Origin of the sequence: Corynebacterium ammoniagenes DSM 20306, assembly GCF_001941425.1 — a bacterium.
GTDB lineage: Bacteria > Actinomycetota > Actinomycetes > Mycobacteriales > Mycobacteriaceae > Corynebacterium > Corynebacterium ammoniagenes.
Map to the genome: position 1 here is coordinate 672,491 of NZ_CP009244.1, position 16,269 is coordinate 688,759.

14 protein-coding genes are annotated in these 16,269 nt (G+C 54.5%); 12 read left to right on the top strand and 2 right to left on the bottom strand.

Annotated elements, in window-relative coordinates:
• Nucleotides 1–221: 221 nt before the first annotated feature.
• The gene (locus tag CAMM_RS03265; protein ID WP_040356364.1) at nucleotides 222–1,478 is read left to right on the top strand and encodes an NAD(P)/FAD-dependent oxidoreductase; all 1,257 of its coding nucleotides are present in this window, start codon (nucleotides 222–224) and stop codon (nucleotides 1,476–1,478) included.
• Nucleotides 1,479–1,670: 192 nt separating this feature from the next.
• Here the strand turns inward: CAMM_RS03265 and CAMM_RS03270 are convergent, their stop codons facing one another.
• Nucleotides 1,671–2,981, bottom strand: coding sequence for an ABC transporter substrate-binding protein (locus tag CAMM_RS03270; RefSeq protein ID WP_003849624.1), 1,311 nt, complete (start codon nucleotides 2,979–2,981; stop codon nucleotides 1,671–1,673).
• Nucleotides 2,982–3,142: 161 nt separating this feature from the next.
• Between CAMM_RS03270 and CAMM_RS03275 the strand changes: the two genes are divergently transcribed.
• The 10 genes from CAMM_RS03275 (at nucleotide 3,143) to CAMM_RS03320 (ending at nucleotide 14,009) form a co-directional block, all read left to right on the top strand.
• Complete coding sequence (locus CAMM_RS03275; protein ID WP_075761515.1) at nucleotides 3,143–3,967, top strand: biotin--[acetyl-CoA-carboxylase] ligase; 825 nt, start codon at nucleotides 3,143–3,145, stop codon at nucleotides 3,965–3,967.
• Between the two features lie 18 nt (nucleotides 3,968–3,985).
• Entirely contained in the window at nucleotides 3,986–4,468 is a 483-nt protein-coding gene (locus tag CAMM_RS03280) for a hypothetical protein (protein ID WP_003849619.1), read from the top strand.
• A gap of 91 nt (nucleotides 4,469–4,559) precedes the next feature.
• Complete coding sequence (locus CAMM_RS03285) at nucleotides 4,560–5,783, top strand: 5-(carboxyamino)imidazole ribonucleotide synthase (protein ID WP_075761516.1); 1,224 nt, start codon at nucleotides 4,560–4,562, stop codon at nucleotides 5,781–5,783.
• 9 nt (nucleotides 5,784–5,792) lie between these two features.
• On the top strand, nucleotides 5,793–6,296 hold the full coding sequence (gene purE / locus CAMM_RS03290; protein ID WP_003849616.1) for a 5-(carboxyamino)imidazole ribonucleotide mutase: 504 nt from the start codon (nucleotides 5,793–5,795) through the stop codon (nucleotides 6,294–6,296).
• Between the two features lie 12 nt (nucleotides 6,297–6,308).
• Complete coding sequence (locus tag CAMM_RS03295; RefSeq protein ID WP_003849614.1) at nucleotides 6,309–6,776, top strand: YdcF family protein; 468 nt, start codon at nucleotides 6,309–6,311, stop codon at nucleotides 6,774–6,776.
• 295 nt (nucleotides 6,777–7,071) lie between these two features.
• Nucleotides 7,072–8,106 (top strand): bile acid:sodium symporter family protein, encoded by a 1,035-nt coding sequence (locus CAMM_RS03300; protein ID WP_147581106.1) that lies wholly within the window; start codon nucleotides 7,072–7,074, stop codon nucleotides 8,104–8,106.
• Between the two features lie 379 nt (nucleotides 8,107–8,485).
• A complete protein-coding gene (locus CAMM_RS03305; protein ID WP_040356358.1) occupies nucleotides 8,486–10,141 on the top strand; it encodes an ABC transporter substrate-binding protein in 1,656 nt (551 codons plus the stop codon).
• A gap of 52 nt (nucleotides 10,142–10,193) precedes the next feature.
• Nucleotides 10,194–11,273: an ABC transporter permease gene (locus CAMM_RS03310; RefSeq protein ID WP_003849609.1), complete on the top strand. Its 1,080-nt coding sequence runs from the start codon at nucleotides 10,194–10,196 to the stop codon at nucleotides 11,271–11,273.
• A gap of 5 nt (nucleotides 11,274–11,278) precedes the next feature.
• Nucleotides 11,279–12,283, top strand: coding sequence for an ABC transporter permease (locus tag CAMM_RS03315; protein WP_003849607.1), 1,005 nt, complete (start codon nucleotides 11,279–11,281; stop codon nucleotides 12,281–12,283).
• Nucleotides 12,276–14,009, top strand: a complete 1,734-nt coding sequence (locus tag CAMM_RS03320; RefSeq protein ID WP_003849605.1) for a dipeptide ABC transporter ATP-binding protein — start codon at nucleotides 12,276–12,278, stop codon at nucleotides 14,007–14,009. Before CAMM_RS03315 ends, CAMM_RS03320 begins: the two co-directional genes overlap by 8 nt.
• A 12-nt stretch (nucleotides 14,010–14,021) precedes the next feature.
• On the opposite strand, the gene CAMM_RS03325 is transcribed toward CAMM_RS03320, so the two are convergent.
• Complete coding sequence (locus CAMM_RS03325) at nucleotides 14,022–15,149, bottom strand: RNase H family protein (RefSeq protein WP_003849603.1); 1,128 nt, start codon at nucleotides 15,147–15,149, stop codon at nucleotides 14,022–14,024.
• A 400-nt stretch (nucleotides 15,150–15,549) separates the two neighbouring features.
• On the opposite strand from CAMM_RS03325, the gene pcaH reads away from it, so the two are divergent.
• Complete coding sequence (gene pcaH, locus CAMM_RS03330; protein ID WP_003849601.1) at nucleotides 15,550–16,245, top strand: protocatechuate 3,4-dioxygenase subunit beta; 696 nt, start codon at nucleotides 15,550–15,552, stop codon at nucleotides 16,243–16,245.
• Nucleotides 16,246–16,269 lie beyond the last annotated feature (24 nt).

Genomic DNA, 16,269 nt, shown 5'->3' on the forward strand with positions numbered 1-16,269 from the left:
TAAAAGCATTTTGTTTGCCCACCTACATGAGGGTAAGTGGTTGGTCATAATGTGGTTGTTCGCCCTGCGACCAACCCCGAAAGAGCGCATTTTTAGCCAAATAGATCACCAGACTCGTCAACTGGTGACGTTAGATTGCATAATTGTTCAGTGAGTTACAATTCACATTTCTATTGGAGTATCGAAAAAGTATACTTCAGCGCATTTTCGAGGAGGATACGTTGGCACGTGCGATTATCGTGGGCGCAGGCATGGTTGGCCTGGCTACCGCTTGGCATTTGCAGGAACGTGGCTATGACGTCAAAGTTGTTGACCGCAAGGGCGTCGCGGCCGGTTCATCATGGGGCAATGCCGGCTGGCTAGCACCCGCTAAGACCATTCCACTGGCAGAAAGTGGCCTGTGGGGACAGGCTCCTTCTTTGTTGCTTGACCCAGATGCGGCATTATCGATGCCGTTTAAGGTCGATCTTCGACTGTGGTCATTTTTGGCACAGTTTATGGCTCATGCTTCTGATTCAGCATGGGACAAGACCATGGAAAAGCTCACCCCCATCGATAAGGTGGCGCTCGATGCTTTCGATGAACTAGAACTTGGCGGAGTAGACGCGAAGACCCACGAAGGGCCCTTCGTTATTGGTTTCCAGTCGGAGCCAGATTCCCGCGGCTTCTTTAAAGAAATCGCAGGCGCCATCCGTTATGGCCAAGAAGTAGAGATCAACCGCGTCGAGGACCCACAGTCCATGGTGCCGATCTTGTCTGATGAAATTCAGGCGGTTTACCGTTTGGAAGGCCAGCGCTTTATCGAGCCCGGCCCGTATGTCGAAGCGATTGCTAAGGCTGTCAAGGAGCGTGGCGGTGAAGTAGTTGAGGGCAAGACCGTCGAATCCGTTGAAGGCGGCGCCAAGGCGGCAGTTGTTTATGCTGATGGCAGCCGTGAGGAAGCGGATAAGGTAGTTGTTGCCTCCGGCGCGTGGCTCTCTGACCTGGTTCGCGACCACGGCGTGAAGGTTCCTGTTCAGGCTGGCCGCGGTTACTCCTTCTCGGTGGCTACTCCAGAGCCCATCAAGCACTCGGTCTACCTGCCGCAACAACGTATCGCCTGTACTCCTTACCAAGGTCGTTTCCGCATCGCCGGCACCATGGAATTCCGTGATCCAGACGATCCCTTGATCCCACGACGCATCGAATCCATCGTCAACAACTCCCGCGTTGCTTTCCGTGACGTGGACCTGGATGACCGCCAGGATGAGTGGGTGGGCTCACGTCCCGTAACGCCAGACGGACTATCTCTTATTGGTGAGACCAAGTCTCGCAACGTCTTCGTCGCTGGTGGCCACGGAATGTGGGGCGTTGTCCTAGGCCCTGCGACGGGTAAGTACCTGGCTGAACTCATTGATACCGGCGTGACCAACGACATCATCAAACCCATGGATCCGCTGCGCAAGAACCTGACTGCCGCGAACCCATTTAAGAAGTAAATCACGTATGGGTCAATGACCTTACCCGCCTGATTTTCACAATTTCAGCCGCGCCATCCACCACCCCGGGATGCCGCGGCTTTGTGGATCGCACAGTTAATACCTGTCTCCAACACAAAAATCTCCTCTCCCGAAACCAAGTCGCAATGACTGTGGTCGGGGAGAGGAGACTGTGTCCCTCACTATCTGGGATTAGGACGCAGAATCGATAGCTGCCTTCATATCAGCGGTTGCATCATCGACAGACTTGCCATCGGTAAGCGCCGCGTATGCGTTGTCCTGGATGGCCTTAGAGATAGCCGGGTAGAACGGGGACACTGGGCGTGGAGAAGCGTTCTCCAAAGATTCCTTCAGCGCAGGCAGGTATGGGAACTCTTCGACGAGGGACTCATCATCGTAGATGGATGCCAGAACCGGTGGGAAGGAAGCTTCCGCGAAGGACTTCTGGTTTTCTTCGTTGATGATGAACTCCATGAAATCACGCGCGGTGGCCTTGTTTTCGGAGTTCACGTTGATGCCGTTGTTGTATCCGCCCAAGGTGGACACGCCCACGCCATCTTTACCAACCAGTGGCTGTACTTCAACCTTGCCGGCGGTTGCTTCAGATTCCTCGGCATTGGTGTACATGTATGGCCAGTTGATCGCGAACGCGGAATCACCTTCGGTGAAGGTCAAGTTGGTCTCTTCCTCAGTCGCTGCAGTGGAATCACGAGAGATAGTGCCATCTTCGTAGGCATCAACCAAGGCCTGCAAGCCTTCCTTGGATTCCTCGGAATCAACGGTGATATTGCCGTCATCATCGAGAACCTCGCCGCCCCAACCTTCCATAAAGCCAATGGTGTTTACGGTCAGGCCTTCATATTGCTTCAGCTGCGTGGTCAAGCACGCGGTTCCATCTTCGAGTGCGTCACACGCCGACGCCAGTTCATCGAAGGTTGAAACTTCGTCTGGTGCCAACTCAGTGTTGCGGAAGAGCAGCTGACCGTTGGTGTTTTGCGGCAGTGCATAAAGCGTGTCGTTGTAGGTTGCGGACTCCACGGTGGCATCAAGCAACTCCGAGGTGTCTACTTCCAAATCGCCTTCCAAGGGCGCCAGCCACTGGTTCGCAGCAAAGTCAGCGGTCCAGATAACATCCAGCGCCATGACGTCGTAGTCAGCATTGCCGGCCTGCAAGGACTGCACCAAGGTCTCGCGCTGGGCATCGGCTTCGCCGGCCAGCTCAGACAGGGTTACTTCTTCATCAGGGTGTTCTTCATTCCACTTATCAATGATGGGAATGAGCTTGTCAGTGTCATTTTTGCCCATGGCAAAAGTAATCGGGCCACGGCCTTCCTCGGACTCACCATCACCAGTGGTGGCGTCGTCGGATGCTGAGGAATCTTCGCCATTGTCGGCGGCAGAATCTGTAGAAGAATCAGAGGAACATGCAGATAGTGCCAATGCTGCGACAGCAGTGGTCACTACAGCACCGGTGCGGGCTGAGCGGAAGATGGATTTCTTCATAGTGGTTGCTACCTTTTCTTTTACGGAACACCAATAAAATCACCCTAAGATACGGGCAGTGCCCAGCGATACGTTTTGGGAAATTTCCCCCGCCACGGGGGTAAGAATTGGGGAAAGTTTCTCGATCCGGATACCTGCGCGCCCCAAGTATGCTTAGACACATGGAGAAAACGCGCACCGCAGACGATTATGAACTCGACCTTCCACGAATCCGCCGGGAACTTGTAGATACCGGCTGGTACAGCGCGGTGGATCATGTCGTCCAAACTGGCTCTACTAACACGGACATGATGAATAAGGACTCCGTGAGCGATAGGCAAGTACTGCTTGCCGATGAGCAGGTATCAGGCAAAGGCCGGCTGGGACGAGTGTGGACCGCACCTGCACAAACCCAGATCATTCAGTCCGTGGCGTTCTTGCCGACAACGCTGGATTCCTTAGGGATTTTGCCGCTGGCTGCTGGCTTGGCGGTGACCGATATCGTCGACGGCGCGCAGCTGAAATGGCCCAATGATGTGCAAATACAGGGCAAAAAGCTCTGCGGAATCTTATGCGAAGCAGGACCCATCGGTGGCACATCGGGCGCAGCCCAAGGCAGTACTTTTGGCTCCACGAACGGCAGTGAACCCGCAGCACGGGTGATTTTGGGAATCGGGCTCAACGTATCGCTGACCGCGGAGCAGCTGCCAATTGATAACGCGACTTCCTTGGCGCTGGAAGGACAAGAAACCAACCGGACCGAACTGACCGTCGCCTTGCTGGGAGCACTGCATCATCGCCTCAACCAGTGGGAAAATCACGATCCCGAATTGATGAAGGATTACCGCAAGGTTTCATCATCAATCGGTATGAATGTTCGCCTCGAAGCACCAGCTGGGGACGTATACGGCGAAGTCTTAGGCATTGCCGACGATGGCCGCATTAACGTCGGCGGGGAGTACTTTTCTGCTGGCGATGTGATTCATCTTCGCCCTGATAACCGCTAACTAGTAAGATTAACGCCCATGAGCATAGTGAAGATGGGCCACGGTGAGGTCAAACATGTTGATGTCACCGCACCGTACCGCGCTTTGCTATGGCCAGTGATGGAATTAATCCTGATTACTGGCATTTCTTGGATTGCCATTGGTTGGTTGGACGTGCAAGTCAACAACCAAGGACTTGACGTCATGCTGCGCAATGCGGTGGTTGCTATCTGGGCTGGGCTTTCCCTGTGGCGCTTTGTTCTTCCCGTAACACGCCTGCGTCGCAAACGGTTTATCGTCACCAATCACCGCGTTATCGCGCGGGCACCTACCTTCCAAGGGCAGACCGATTCCATTCCGCTACGCGACATTGTGGGCGTACGTCGTCGCCGCGGCGGAATCTCCCTCGCTATCCGCGGCTACGATCGCGCGCTGCATTTTCCAGATGTGCCCAAGACCAAGCGCATCGAAAAGCTGCTTAATCAGCAACTGTCTGAACTGGCCTCGCCGATCTGGCGCTAGGCAACATCAAAATGTTGCCGAATCACGCTGTAGTCAAGTCAGGTTATGGCCGAGTAGGGACCTGTCTTTCATTGCCGCTAGTATTGAACGCGTGAGTGAACAAGCAGGAAATCCAGAAGGAAACCCACACGCGCATGTCGCTGGCATGCCCGTGATTGCGGTTATTGGTGATGGCCAATTGGCTCGCATGATGCAGACAGCTGCCATTGAATTAGGCCAATCGCTGCGGCTGCTCGCCGGAGCCCGTGATGCCTCGGCCGCACAAGTATGCGCCGACGTAGTACTCGGGGACTACACCAAGTACGAGGACTTGCTCAAAGCCGTCGAGGGATCCACGGCTGTTACCTTTGACCATGAGCACGTGCCGAATGAGCACCTCACCGCGCTTATCGATGCCGGCTATAACGTCCAACCACAGCCGTCTGCATTGATTAATGCGCAAGATAAGCTCGTGATGCGTGAACGCCTGAGCGAATTGGGCGCACCAGTTCCACGCTTTGCGCCGATTGAATCTGCCCAAGACGCCCACGAATTTTGGACGTTGACCAAGGGCCAGGTCTGCTTGAAAGCGCGCCGGGGCGGCTATGACGGTAAGGGCGTGTGGTTCCCGAATGATGAATCGGAACTAACCGCGCTGGTTTCTGATCTTATCCGTCGTGGCGTGCCATTGATGGCTGAAGAAAAAGTAGCGCTTACCCGTGAGCTTTCCGTTCTGGTAGCGCGCACGCCATCCGGCGAGGTTGCGTCGTGGCCTTTGACCGAATCCGTGCAGCGCAACGGTGTTTGTGCCGAGGCTGTCGCACCAGCGCCACATATTTCTGCTGAACTGAAACAGCGTGCTGAGGGACTCGGTGAAAAGATTGCCACCGAACTTGGCGTCACCGGTGTGCTCGCGGTGGAGCTTTTTGCCTTCAACAATGCCTCCGGGGAAGAAGATATTGCGGTCAATGAATTGGCCATGCGCCCGCACAACACCGGGCACTGGACTCAAGATGGTTCCGTGACTTCGCAATTTGAGCAGCATCTCCGTGCAGTGATGGATGAACCGCTAGGAGATACCTCCGTGTTAGCGCCCGTGACCGTGATGGCCAATGTCTTAGGTGCAGACGAAGATCCGTCCATGCCGATGGCGGAGCGTGCTCGGGAAGTTACCCGCCGTTTCCCACGGGCAAAGATTCATCTCTACGGCAAGGGCCATCGCCCAGGCCGTAAGATTGGCCACGTCAATCTCACTGGCGAGGATGTGGAAGCAACCCGTCGTGATGCGCGCTTGGCTGCTGGATTTTTGGTCAACGCACAATGGTCTGAACAATAAAGGAAAGAAATGACTGCACCACTAGTTGGGCTCATTATGGGCTCGGATTCTGATTGGCCAACCGTGGAACCAGCAGTTGAGGTGCTGGCAGAGTTTGGCGTTCCCTTCGAAGTGGGCGTGGTTTCTGCACACCGCACCCCCGAAAAGATGCTGGACTACGCCAAGCAGGCACACACTCGCGGTATTAAGACCATCATCGCCTGTGCAGGCGGAGCAGCGCACCTGCCCGGCATGGTTGCCGCAGCAACGCCGCTGCCAGTCATTGGTATTCCCCGCGCACTCAAAGACCTAGATGGTCTCGATTCCTTGCTGTCTATCGTGCAGATGCCCAGTGGTGTGCCCGTAGCGACCGTGTCCATTGGCGGTGCGAAAAACGCTGGCTTGCTAGCTATTCGTATCTTGGGCGCAGAGTATTCCGAACTGGTCGAGCGCATGGTGGACTACCAAGAAAATATGGCCAAAGAAGTTGAGCAAAAAGATGCCAACCTTCGCGCCAAGCTCATGGGGGAGTAGCCCCTGAGCGCCATGCACCGTGCCGATCCGATAGTGGTTTTAGGTTCCCGGGTAACCGATGGTCGCCCGGGTGCGCTGTTGTTATCTCGTTTAAACAAAGCGCTGAAACTGGCAAAACGCATGCCCGATGCGCCGGTGATTGTCACCGGCGATGGGGAAGCGGCAGTCATGGCTAGATATCTGACCGAGCGCGGAATCGACCCCGAACGCATCGTGGAAGAACCAGCGGCGACCAGCACCAATGAGAATCTGGAAAATTGCTTTGCCCTCGTCAACAATGCTCGTGTGTTGCACGTGGTGACGAATGAATTCCATAGCTTAAGGACCCGGCTGTGGGCTTGGCATTTGGGAATTCCCATCAAGCTGCATCTCACGCTGACTCCCCACAAGTACCGCCTGCGCAATTATTCGCGCGAAATACTGGCGACGCCGCATTCTGCCGCCCGGGTTGTGTGGCGGAAATTTCGTGCTCGCTTTTAGCCACCGGCAAAATTTCCCCTGCTCGCGTCGCGATCATCTGACCCCGGATTAGTGTGCTGAATCATAGCTTAATTTGTCTTCTTCGTAGCGCACACTACAATTCCTCTTAAGCCACAAGACGATAACCGCACCACCATGGCGGTTATCGCTGTACGATGCCCCCACCCAGAGGGCAGGAGCCACTTCCTGAAATGGCTTTGGTGAAATTTAAGAATCATATCTCCTGTGTCGCGACATGCCCACCGTGCATGTGCTGCTGGATGCAGGACTCTTTATTTATCTGGGAGCATTCACAATGTCTGATAAGGGCGATGTTTTACAAGCATCAATGACCACGAAAGAACGTGCGCGCGAGGACCGCTCTGCGGCAATTGCTGTGACTGCTTTCCCCGTGTTTATTTTGCTCGGCACCGCGCTGGCGTGGATTTTTCCAGCCCCGTTTTTGCCGCTGAGTGATTACATCAACCAATTCTTGATGGTGATCATGTTCGGTATGGGCTTAACTCTCACCATTCCGGACTTTAAAGAAATTGCGCGCCGTCCACTGCCAATTTTGATTGGTGTCATTGCGCAATTTGTCATCATGCCACTTGCGGCAGTCGCCGTAGCGAAGGTGTTGGGGCTCAATCCGATGCTGGCCATCGGCTTGCTCATGCTTGGTTCTGTTCCTGGTGGCACTTCTTCAAACGTTATTACCTACCTAGCCCGCGGCGACGTCGCCCTTTCGGTGGCAATGACCTCGGTATCAACCCTGGTTTCTCCCATCATGACGCCAATGCTCATGCTGTTGCTTGCTGGCGCAGAAACCGAAGTTGATGGCGCGGGCATGGCCTTGAGCCTGGTCCAAACCGTCTTGGTACCTGTCATTGGTGGTCTCGTATTGCGTTACTTACTCGACCGCTGGATTGGATATATTGCTCCAGTGCTGCCATGGGTTTCCATCGTGGGTATCGGTGGCGTGGTCTTTCCAACCGTGGCGACCAACGTTGACCTTTTGGTCCAGATGGGACTCATCGTCTTTGCTGCAGTCTTGCTGCACAACGTACTGGGATACATCTTGGGCTACCTCACTGGCAAGGCACTGAAGATGCCAGAGTCCTACAACCGCACCATGGCGGTGGAGATTGGCACGCAATCAGCCGGGCTTGCCTCCGGTATGTCGGCGAAGTTCTTTGCCCCAGAAGCGGCGCTACCAGGCGCGTGCGCTGCAGTATTGCACAACATCACCGGTGCCATCTTCTCGGCGGTGGCTCGTCGCTTCCCAACGGAGCAGCAAGCTACTCTCGAGACCGTAGAAAATATTGAGGCAACTGCATCGGTGAAAGCCTAACTATTCCTATCACTTACTGAAATAGGTGGTCATTACCCATCTAGCAACTCCAAGCCCCGCGGCGTCACTCTTGTGACCGCGGGGCTTGAGCTTTCTCCGAACAAAACCACGACCAGTAGAGACCCCGATGTGTGATGTGTATTCCCACACCCGCGCGGGGGTGTTCTGGTTCACAATATATGCCGGTTATTCTATGGTTAACACTGTGTGAATTTAAAGTTCGTGGACCTAAATAGTGCTTTTGATACACGATTGCTCACACATCGAGAGCATTCTGCTCAGGAATTTCATCAGAGTTTCTGAGGATAAACGGCATATTCATTCCGACGAAGAGCCCACAAGGTTTCTTATGTTGGACCCCTATCAAGGAGAAAACTCAATGACGGCTTCTCGTCGACGAGCACGCATTCTAGCTCCAGCTGTTGCGCTTATGACTGGCCTCGCGCTTACAGCATGCGCGACCACCGGTGAAGAGTCCGGCTCTGAAGGTGCAGGCGGTGATTCAAACGGTGAATCCTCGGCTGATGCCATCGTTGTTGGAACCACAGATAAGATCACTCGCCTGGATCCAGCCGCTTCCTATGACAACGGCACCTCCCAGGTAGCGCGTCAGGTTTACGGCTACTTGATGGAATCTGAACCCGGTGCGGAAGATCCCACGCCAGTTCCCTCACTCGCCGAGTCCGGAGAATTTACCTCTCCCAATGAATTCACCGTCAAGCTCAAAGAAGGGCTGACCTTTGCCAATGGCAATGAGCTGACCTCTTCCGACGTGAAGTTCTCCTTCGACCGGCAAACTGAAATCAATGACCCCAATGGACCCGCTTCACTGCTTGGCAACTTGGAATCTGTGGACACTCCTGACGACCTGACGGTGGTGTTCAACCTGAAGCAGCCCAATGACCAGACGTGGGTGGGGGTTCTTAACTCCCCGGCAGGTCCTATCGTTGATGAAGACGTATTTTCCGCGGACTCGGTGCTCGATAACCAAGAAGTTGTCGACGCGGAACCATTTGCTGGCCAGTACACCATTTCCAATTTCTCGGAAAATGAGCTGATTAGCTACAGTCCGGTAGATTCCTACCAGGGACTGTTGGGCGAAGCCCAAAATGATGGCATTGATGTTCGCTACTACGCGGATGCGTCGAATATGAAGCTTGATATTGAGCAAAACAACATTGATGCCGCGTATCGTTCACTCTCAGCCACCGATATCGAAGATCTGCGCAATGCAGATGGGGTGCAAGTTGTTGACGGGCCCGGTGGCGAGATTCGCTACATCGTCTTCAACTTCAATACCCAGCCGTTCGGTGCCGAAACCGAAGAAGCAGATGAAGAAAAGGCACGCGCAGTACGTCAGGCTGTAGCGGCATCGATTGACCGCGCAGCCATCGCTAAGGATATCTACCGCGATACCTTCGCACCGCTGTACTCTGCAATCCCGGATTCCATGATTGGCGCTACCGAGCCTGTTAAGGACATGTACCTGACCTCCGATGGAGGACCAGATGTAGACAAGGCCAAGCAGATCTTGGAAGACGCCGGGGTGACTGAGACCGTTAACCTAGCGCTGCAATACAACCCTGACCACTACGGTCCTTCTTCAGGCGATGAGTATGCAATGATTCGTTCCCAGCTCGAAGACACCGGACTATTCACGGTGGACTTGCAGTCCACGGAGTGGGTGCAATACCAAAAAGACCGCGTGGAAGATGTCTACCCGCTGTACCAGCTGGGCTGGTTCCCGGACTTCTCCGACCCTGATAACTTCTTGACCCCGTTCTTCACCACGGACAACTTCTTAGGTAACCACTTCGATAACGAAGAAGCAGATGCGTTGATTCGCAAGCAGTCCACCACAGAAGACCAAGCTGAGCGTGAAGAATTGCTGGGACAGGCGCAAGAGATGATGGCGGAAGAACTATCTACCGTTCCACTTCTGCAGGGCCGTCAGTTTGCATTCGCCGCTGAAGATGTAGAAGGCGTTACTCTTGACGCTTCCTACCTATTCCGCTATGGCTCCTTGTCCAAATAAGAGCTTTGACCTGTAAGGATCGAAACATAAAAAGCGAAAGATAAGTGCAGCTATGACAACCGCAGCCCCAGAAGCGGTTGTGGAAGAGCAAGAGACGGATAAGGAACGCGGCGGAGGCTTTTTACGCTACGTCCTTATCCGTTTCCTGTTGATCTTCCCAACCATTTTCATCCTCGTCACCACGGTGTTTTTCCTCATGCGCTCGACTGGTGACCCCATTACCGCAGCCCTTGGCGGAAGACTATCCGCCGAAGATCTCGAAAGACGCATTGCCGAAGCCGGCTATGATCGTCCCCTTCTGATTCAGTACTTTGAATACCTCGGCGATATTGTCCGCGGTGACTTCGGAACAACCTTCACCGATGGCCGCGAGGTCACCTCGATTTTGACCCAATATGGCGCAGCTACCTTTGAACTGGTGCTCTACGCCCTAGTTATTGCGCTAATCATCGGAATTCCACTGGGCATGATTGCCGCGCGCTTTCGCGATCGCTGGCCCGATGGGTTCCTGCGCATCTTTGCCATTTTGGCGTACGCCACTCCAGTATTCTTCGTCGGTTTGCTGCTCAAGCTCGTCTTCTCCGTGCAGCTGGGTTGGTTCCCAATTTCCGGAAGAGTATCCACCGCGGGTGCCAGTACCTTAAATCAAATCACTAATCCCACCCCGTTTTATTTGCTCGATGCCATTCGCCTTGGCGATGTCGATCTGATTATTGACTGCGTGCGCCATGCTGCGCTTCCGGCGATTGCTTTGGGATTGCTCATCGGAGGCGTCTTCTTACGCCTGGTGCGAACCAACCTAATTGGCACCCTAGAGCGTCAATACATTGAGTCAGCACGCTCGCGGGGCGTGAAAGAATCACGCCTGGTTACCACTCATGCTCTGCGTCCAGCGTTGATCCCGGTGATTACGGTCATGGGCATGCAGATTGCGCTGTCATTGGGCGGCGCAGTGTTAACAGAAACCACCTTCGAATGGAACGGGCTCGGTTTCGTCTTGGTTCAGTACATGCAAGCCCGTGACTTCGTAGCGGTGCAGGGAATCGTGATGCTCATGGCCGTTATTGTCGCCGTGACTAATTTCATCGTTGACATTATCGCGGCACTGATTGACCCGAGGGTGAGGTTTTAAAAATCATGGCTACAACACATATTTCCTCGGAACAACCGCGCTGGAAGCGCCTGCCCATTATCAAAGATGTCATTCGCTCCGCCGGGCTGCAGCGCGCGATGCTGATCGCAGGTCTGATTTTGACCATCGGGTTTATCATCACCGCCATCTTCGCGCCGTTGATCGCTCCGTATTCCTGGGCGCAAACCTCTGCTGAATTTGGCTCCTTTGGCACCCAACAGCCACCGTCCGATACCAATATTTGGGGCACGACAGTCTCCGGATTTGATGTCTTCTCCCGCGTAATTTGGGGCACGCGCACTGCAGTGGCCGTTATTATCGCTGCGGTGGCAGCATCCATGATCCTCGGTGTCTTGCTGGGACTTGTCTCTGGCTATATCGGTGGTTGGTTAGACCGCATTCTTGTCATGGTGGCGGATGCGGTCTATGCCTTCCCATCCTTGCTGTTGGCGATTGTCATGTCGATTGCCCTAACCGGTGGGCGCTCCAGCGCCATCGGCGGTATTGCTGCCGCAGCACTTTCGATCACCGTGGTGTTTATCCCGCAGTACTTCCGCGTGGTCCGCGCGGAAACTGCCCGGTTAAAAGCTGAGCCCTTCGTGGAATCAGCGATGGTGGTGGGAGCTTCGCACTGGCGGGTGATGAGCGTGCATATCTTCAAAAACGCCACGCGTACGTTGCCGTTGATTTTTACCCTCAATGCTGCAGAAGCTGTCCTCACGCTTGCGGGACTGGGGTTTATCGGCTTCGGTATTGAGCCAACATCTGCTGCGGAATGGGGCTATGACTTAAACCGCTCAATCTCCGATGTCACTTCTGGCATTTGGTGGACGTCGATCTTCCCGGGCGCAGCCATTGTCCTGGCGGTGCTCGGCGTGACTTTGGTGGGAGAGTCCCTCAATGACCTGAATGATCCGCGTCTGCGTATTCGTCGCAAGCGTAAAAAGACGCAGGGTTCGCGATTCGATAGCGTCGATGGCGATGCTGTAAATGAGGTAAAGAATGTCTAATTCGCAACAACCTGTTAGCAATTCAGCTGAAAACGCCTTCGAGGCAGACAGCACGATCAACCGCGTCAGCATTAACAGCCTCAACGTCGGATTCGATACTGACGGTGGATTTGTCCACGCCGTGCGTGGCGTCAACTTGGATGTCGGTCAAGGACAAATTGTTGCCTTGGTGGGAGAGTCCGGCTCGGGCAAGACAGTAACTGCCCGGTCAATTCTGGGATTAGTAGGCGATACCGCGCATTCCGAAGGCATTGTCTTAGTTGAAGGCTCCGATGTTTTAACCAAGTCAGGCCAAGACTTACGCAAGATGCGCGGTAGCGATGTCTCCATGATTTTCCAAGAGCCTTCGAGTTCCATGAATCCGGTCTTTCCCATTTGGTGGCAAATGGCGGAAGGACTGCGTGCCCACAATCCGAAGATTAAGCGCAAGGAAATTCGTGAGCGCTGTATTCGAGCGCTCGAGACGGTAGGTATCCCAGAACCAGAAAAGCGTATCGACCGCTATCCGCATGAATTTTCCGGCGGACAAAAACAACGCATCATGATTGCCATGGCGCTCGAACTCGGTGCGAAAACTATCGTTGCCGATGAACCAACGACGGCATTGGACGTTACGGTGCAAGCAGAAATCTTGCAGCTGTTGCGCAATCTCCGCGATGAATATGGCACCTCCATCGTGATTATTACTCACAACATGGGCGTGGTTGCTGACCTGGCAGATGAAGTCGCGGTGATGTATGAAGGGCGCATTATTGAACGCGCCCCGGTCGAAGAACTTTTCGCCCACCCGAAGGAAGCCTATACCCAGAAACTATTGGGCGCGGTTCCACACTTGGGCGAGAAGTCTTTAACCGGTACCTATACTGCCGAAGATTTCCACGAACTCGATTCCCGAGAAGTCTTAGTCGAGGCGCAAGGGTTGGAAATTACCTATCCCGGACGTTTGGGAGCCCCGGCGTTTAAGGCAGTCAAGGGGATAGATTTATCCATCCATAAAGGCGAAGTCTATGGCCTGGTCGGGGAGTCTGGTTCCGGTAAGACCACCATTGGCCGCGCCATGGTGGGGCTAGAAAAAGTCACCGGTGGCTCGTTGAATGTCTTAGGCCAAGAAATGCGTGGGGTGAAAGGAAAACAGCTGCGGAAGCTTCGGCAACGCGTGGGCTTTATCTTCCAGGATCCCGCCACGTCATTTAATCCCTATTTCACCATCGAGCAATGTATCGCCGAGCCGCTGTTGATAAACCGTCCGGATATTTCTGCATCCGAGAGGCGCAAGCGAGTAACAGAATTGCTAGAAGCGGTAGAACTGCCGGCAGCTTTTGCCGGACGTTACCCGCATGAGCTATCAGGCGGGCAACGCCAGCGCGTCTCTCTAGCGCGTGGGCTAGTGCTCAACCCAGAACTCGTCATTGCGGACGAACCAACCTCAGCTCTGGATGTTTCGGTGCAGGCAGTGGTGTTGGAGCTATTTCAGTCCTTGCAACAAGAGTTTGGATTCGCAGCGCTGTTTATCTCCCATGACCTGGCCGTTATCGATATGGTCTCGCATGCCGTCGGCGTGCTCTACCATGGTGAACTCGTGGAATCAGGCCGCGGTGCCCAGGTCATGCGTGATCCACAGCAGGACTACACACAAAAGCTGGTGGCCTCGTTGCCGGTGCCAGACCCGGTGGAGCAGAAGAAGCGGCGTGAACTGCTTACTTCCATGCGCGGGCAGGCTAGCTAGGTGATAATGCAATTAGGACTCGACGCTGTGCACGGCTAAGGCGGTTGCTTTTTTAATCGCCTTATTAATGCCGTGCTTGAGCGTTGGTCGTGCCTCTTTGAGTGGGTGGGCAATGGCGCGCAGGCCCATGTACGCAATCTGGTCGGCGGCTTGGTTGAGGGGATCTCCGGCATGGCCGAGCACGCGACGAATTTTTACCTCGCACTGACCGTTGAGGTCTCTCCACGCCTGATCGAAGCGTGAGCGCGACCCGGGACTAAGGCCACGCCAGGTTCGCCCACGGGGATTGCGCCGGCGGTTATTACGTCGCGGTTGTTCGCGATTGTTTCTGCTGCCACGGGATTTTTCCCCGGACAGGATGTAGTCCACGGCTTCGATGGCAGCGACAGAGTCTGATTCAATAACGGCGTGGCTAGCCCCGACTTTGCGCAGGTATTTCAGCGCCAAGGTCAAAGATTCCAGCTCTAATTCATCCGTAGATGCGGAGGTCTTTTTCGTTTGCAGTTGGTAATCGCCGTTGTCAGCGACAAAGCACATGGATCCTTTATAGACCGTATCCGAGGAAGCATCGGTAGCAATGCGAACCACATCGTCATGTGCAGGACGTGCCTTATCGGCAGCAAATTGCGGCCACCAGTGCGCTGGGGTGGTGGGCACGGGGGTGGTCTTGACCGTATCGGGTGCTTCACCAGTTCTTTTTGCTTCGCGCTGTGCCGCGTGATCATCTTTCTTCCGCTGCATGGACGCGCGCTTACCAGCCCGGTTTTTCTCCGAAAAGCTGCCAGTGACCAAATAGCCGCGCTTTTCCAAGGCGGTGCGCAAAGACGTCTGGCGGCGGCCGGTGACAATCCAGGCTTTACCCGGAAGGTTGTCCAGAGCATCGACAAGCTCAGCGATGGTTTGCTCCACCACATCGCCGTGCGTGGTGCGGCCGCGGCGAACAAACCGTGCGCGTTTGGAATCGACGGCGATGACCCAGCCTTCAATCTTTTGTCCCTGCGCGGATTTCCACGGCTGGTCCCACAAGGCAATGGCCACGTGGATGGGGCGTTGAACCATGTCTTCAGTGACTTGGCGCGTTTTATAGGTGCGCGATTGCGTACCAAGCAGCGCTTCTAAGTCAAGACGTGGTTCGGACATACCCACTAGTAAACCGCATCGGCGTGCGCTAAGCACATCGTGAACGCCATCTCACTGCTGTTAATACCATAAACCGGTGGCTATCGACTGATGTTGTGCCGCTTGCCAACTGTGTCCGCATGGTAGGAAACAGCAGGTACGCAACGGGCGCAGGGGCGAATATCAAAGGAAGAACTTGTGGATTCCCACCCCCTGAGTGACCACCCTTCCCATTCAATGGAAGTTGAAACTGGCAGGTAGTGCGGGTTTCGTTGAGGAACCAAGGTACGCCATGCGCACATGGGGGTTTGATTGCGAACAACCGACTATTGTGATCTGTATTAATTCCCGGTATATCGTGACGGTCACAACTCAGTTTGCGATGAGGTAGGGATAGGAAAATTCTGAGGAGGATTTTGCGATGTCAGAACCATTGACCAATGTTGGAGTCGGTGACGTGTGGGCACCCCGTGCATTCCCGGAGTACCGCACCACTATTAAGCGCAACCCAGGCAATGACCTCATTATGGTCAACGAACGCCTAGGTGAAATCACCGGCCCAGTCTTTGGTGAACAAGATCTTGGCGGGCTCGACAATGACATGACTTTGGTCAATGGCGGCGAAGCCATCGGCCAGCGCATTTTGGTGCACGGCAAGGTAACAGGCTGGGGTAATAAGCCCGTTGCCAATACCTTGATTGAGGTATGGCAGGCCAATGCTGCCGGACGCTACCGTCACAAAAATGACTCTTGGCCAGCCCCGCTGGATCCACACTTCAATGGTGTCGCGCGGTGTCTGACTGACGCGGAGGGAAAATACAGCTTCTACACCATCAAGCCTGGTGCATACCCGTGGGGCAACCACCACAATGCTTGGCGCCCAGCGCACATTCACTTCTCGCTATATGGCCGTCAATTCGGTGAGCGCCTGGTCACCCAGATGTATTTCCCAGATGACCCCATGTTCTTCCAGGACCCAATCTTCAACTCGGTTCCCAAGGGCGAGCGCGAACGCATGATTTCCGTCTTCGACTATGACCAGACCCGTGAAAACTGGTCGTTGGGTTATAAGTTCGACATCGTCCTGCGCGGCAAAAACTCCACCCCGTTTGAATAAGCCGGCCTAGATTTAAAAAGGAGC

Excerpts from the sequence above, each read along its gene's own strand:
- CAMM_RS03270 (WP_003849624.1), bottom strand. The coding sequence starts at position 2,981 with ATGAAGAAATCCATCTTCCGCTCAGCCCGCACCGGTGCTGTAGTGACC.
- CAMM_RS03275 (WP_075761515.1), top strand. The coding sequence starts at position 3,143 with ATGGAGAAAACGCGCACCGCAGACGATTATGAACTCGACCTTCCACGA.
- CAMM_RS03280 (WP_003849619.1), top strand. The coding sequence starts at position 3,986 with ATGAGCATAGTGAAGATGGGCCACGGTGAGGTCAAACATGTTGATGTC.
- purE (WP_003849616.1), top strand. The coding sequence starts at position 5,793 with ATGACTGCACCACTAGTTGGGCTCATTATGGGCTCGGATTCTGATTGG.
- CAMM_RS03295 (WP_003849614.1), top strand. The coding sequence starts at position 6,309 with ATGCACCGTGCCGATCCGATAGTGGTTTTAGGTTCCCGGGTAACCGAT.
- CAMM_RS03300 (WP_147581106.1), top strand. The coding sequence starts at position 7,072 with ATGTCTGATAAGGGCGATGTTTTACAAGCATCAATGACCACGAAAGAA.
- CAMM_RS03305 (WP_040356358.1), top strand. The coding sequence starts at position 8,486 with ATGACGGCTTCTCGTCGACGAGCACGCATTCTAGCTCCAGCTGTTGCG.
- CAMM_RS03310 (WP_003849609.1), top strand. The coding sequence starts at position 10,194 with ATGACAACCGCAGCCCCAGAAGCGGTTGTGGAAGAGCAAGAGACGGAT.
- CAMM_RS03315 (WP_003849607.1), top strand. The coding sequence starts at position 11,279 with ATGGCTACAACACATATTTCCTCGGAACAACCGCGCTGGAAGCGCCTG.
- CAMM_RS03320 (WP_003849605.1), top strand. The coding sequence starts at position 12,276 with ATGTCTAATTCGCAACAACCTGTTAGCAATTCAGCTGAAAACGCCTTC.
- CAMM_RS03325 (WP_003849603.1), bottom strand. The coding sequence starts at position 15,149 with ATGTCCGAACCACGTCTTGACTTAGAAGCGCTGCTTGGTACGCAATCG.
- pcaH (WP_003849601.1), top strand. The coding sequence starts at position 15,550 with ATGTCAGAACCATTGACCAATGTTGGAGTCGGTGACGTGTGGGCACCC.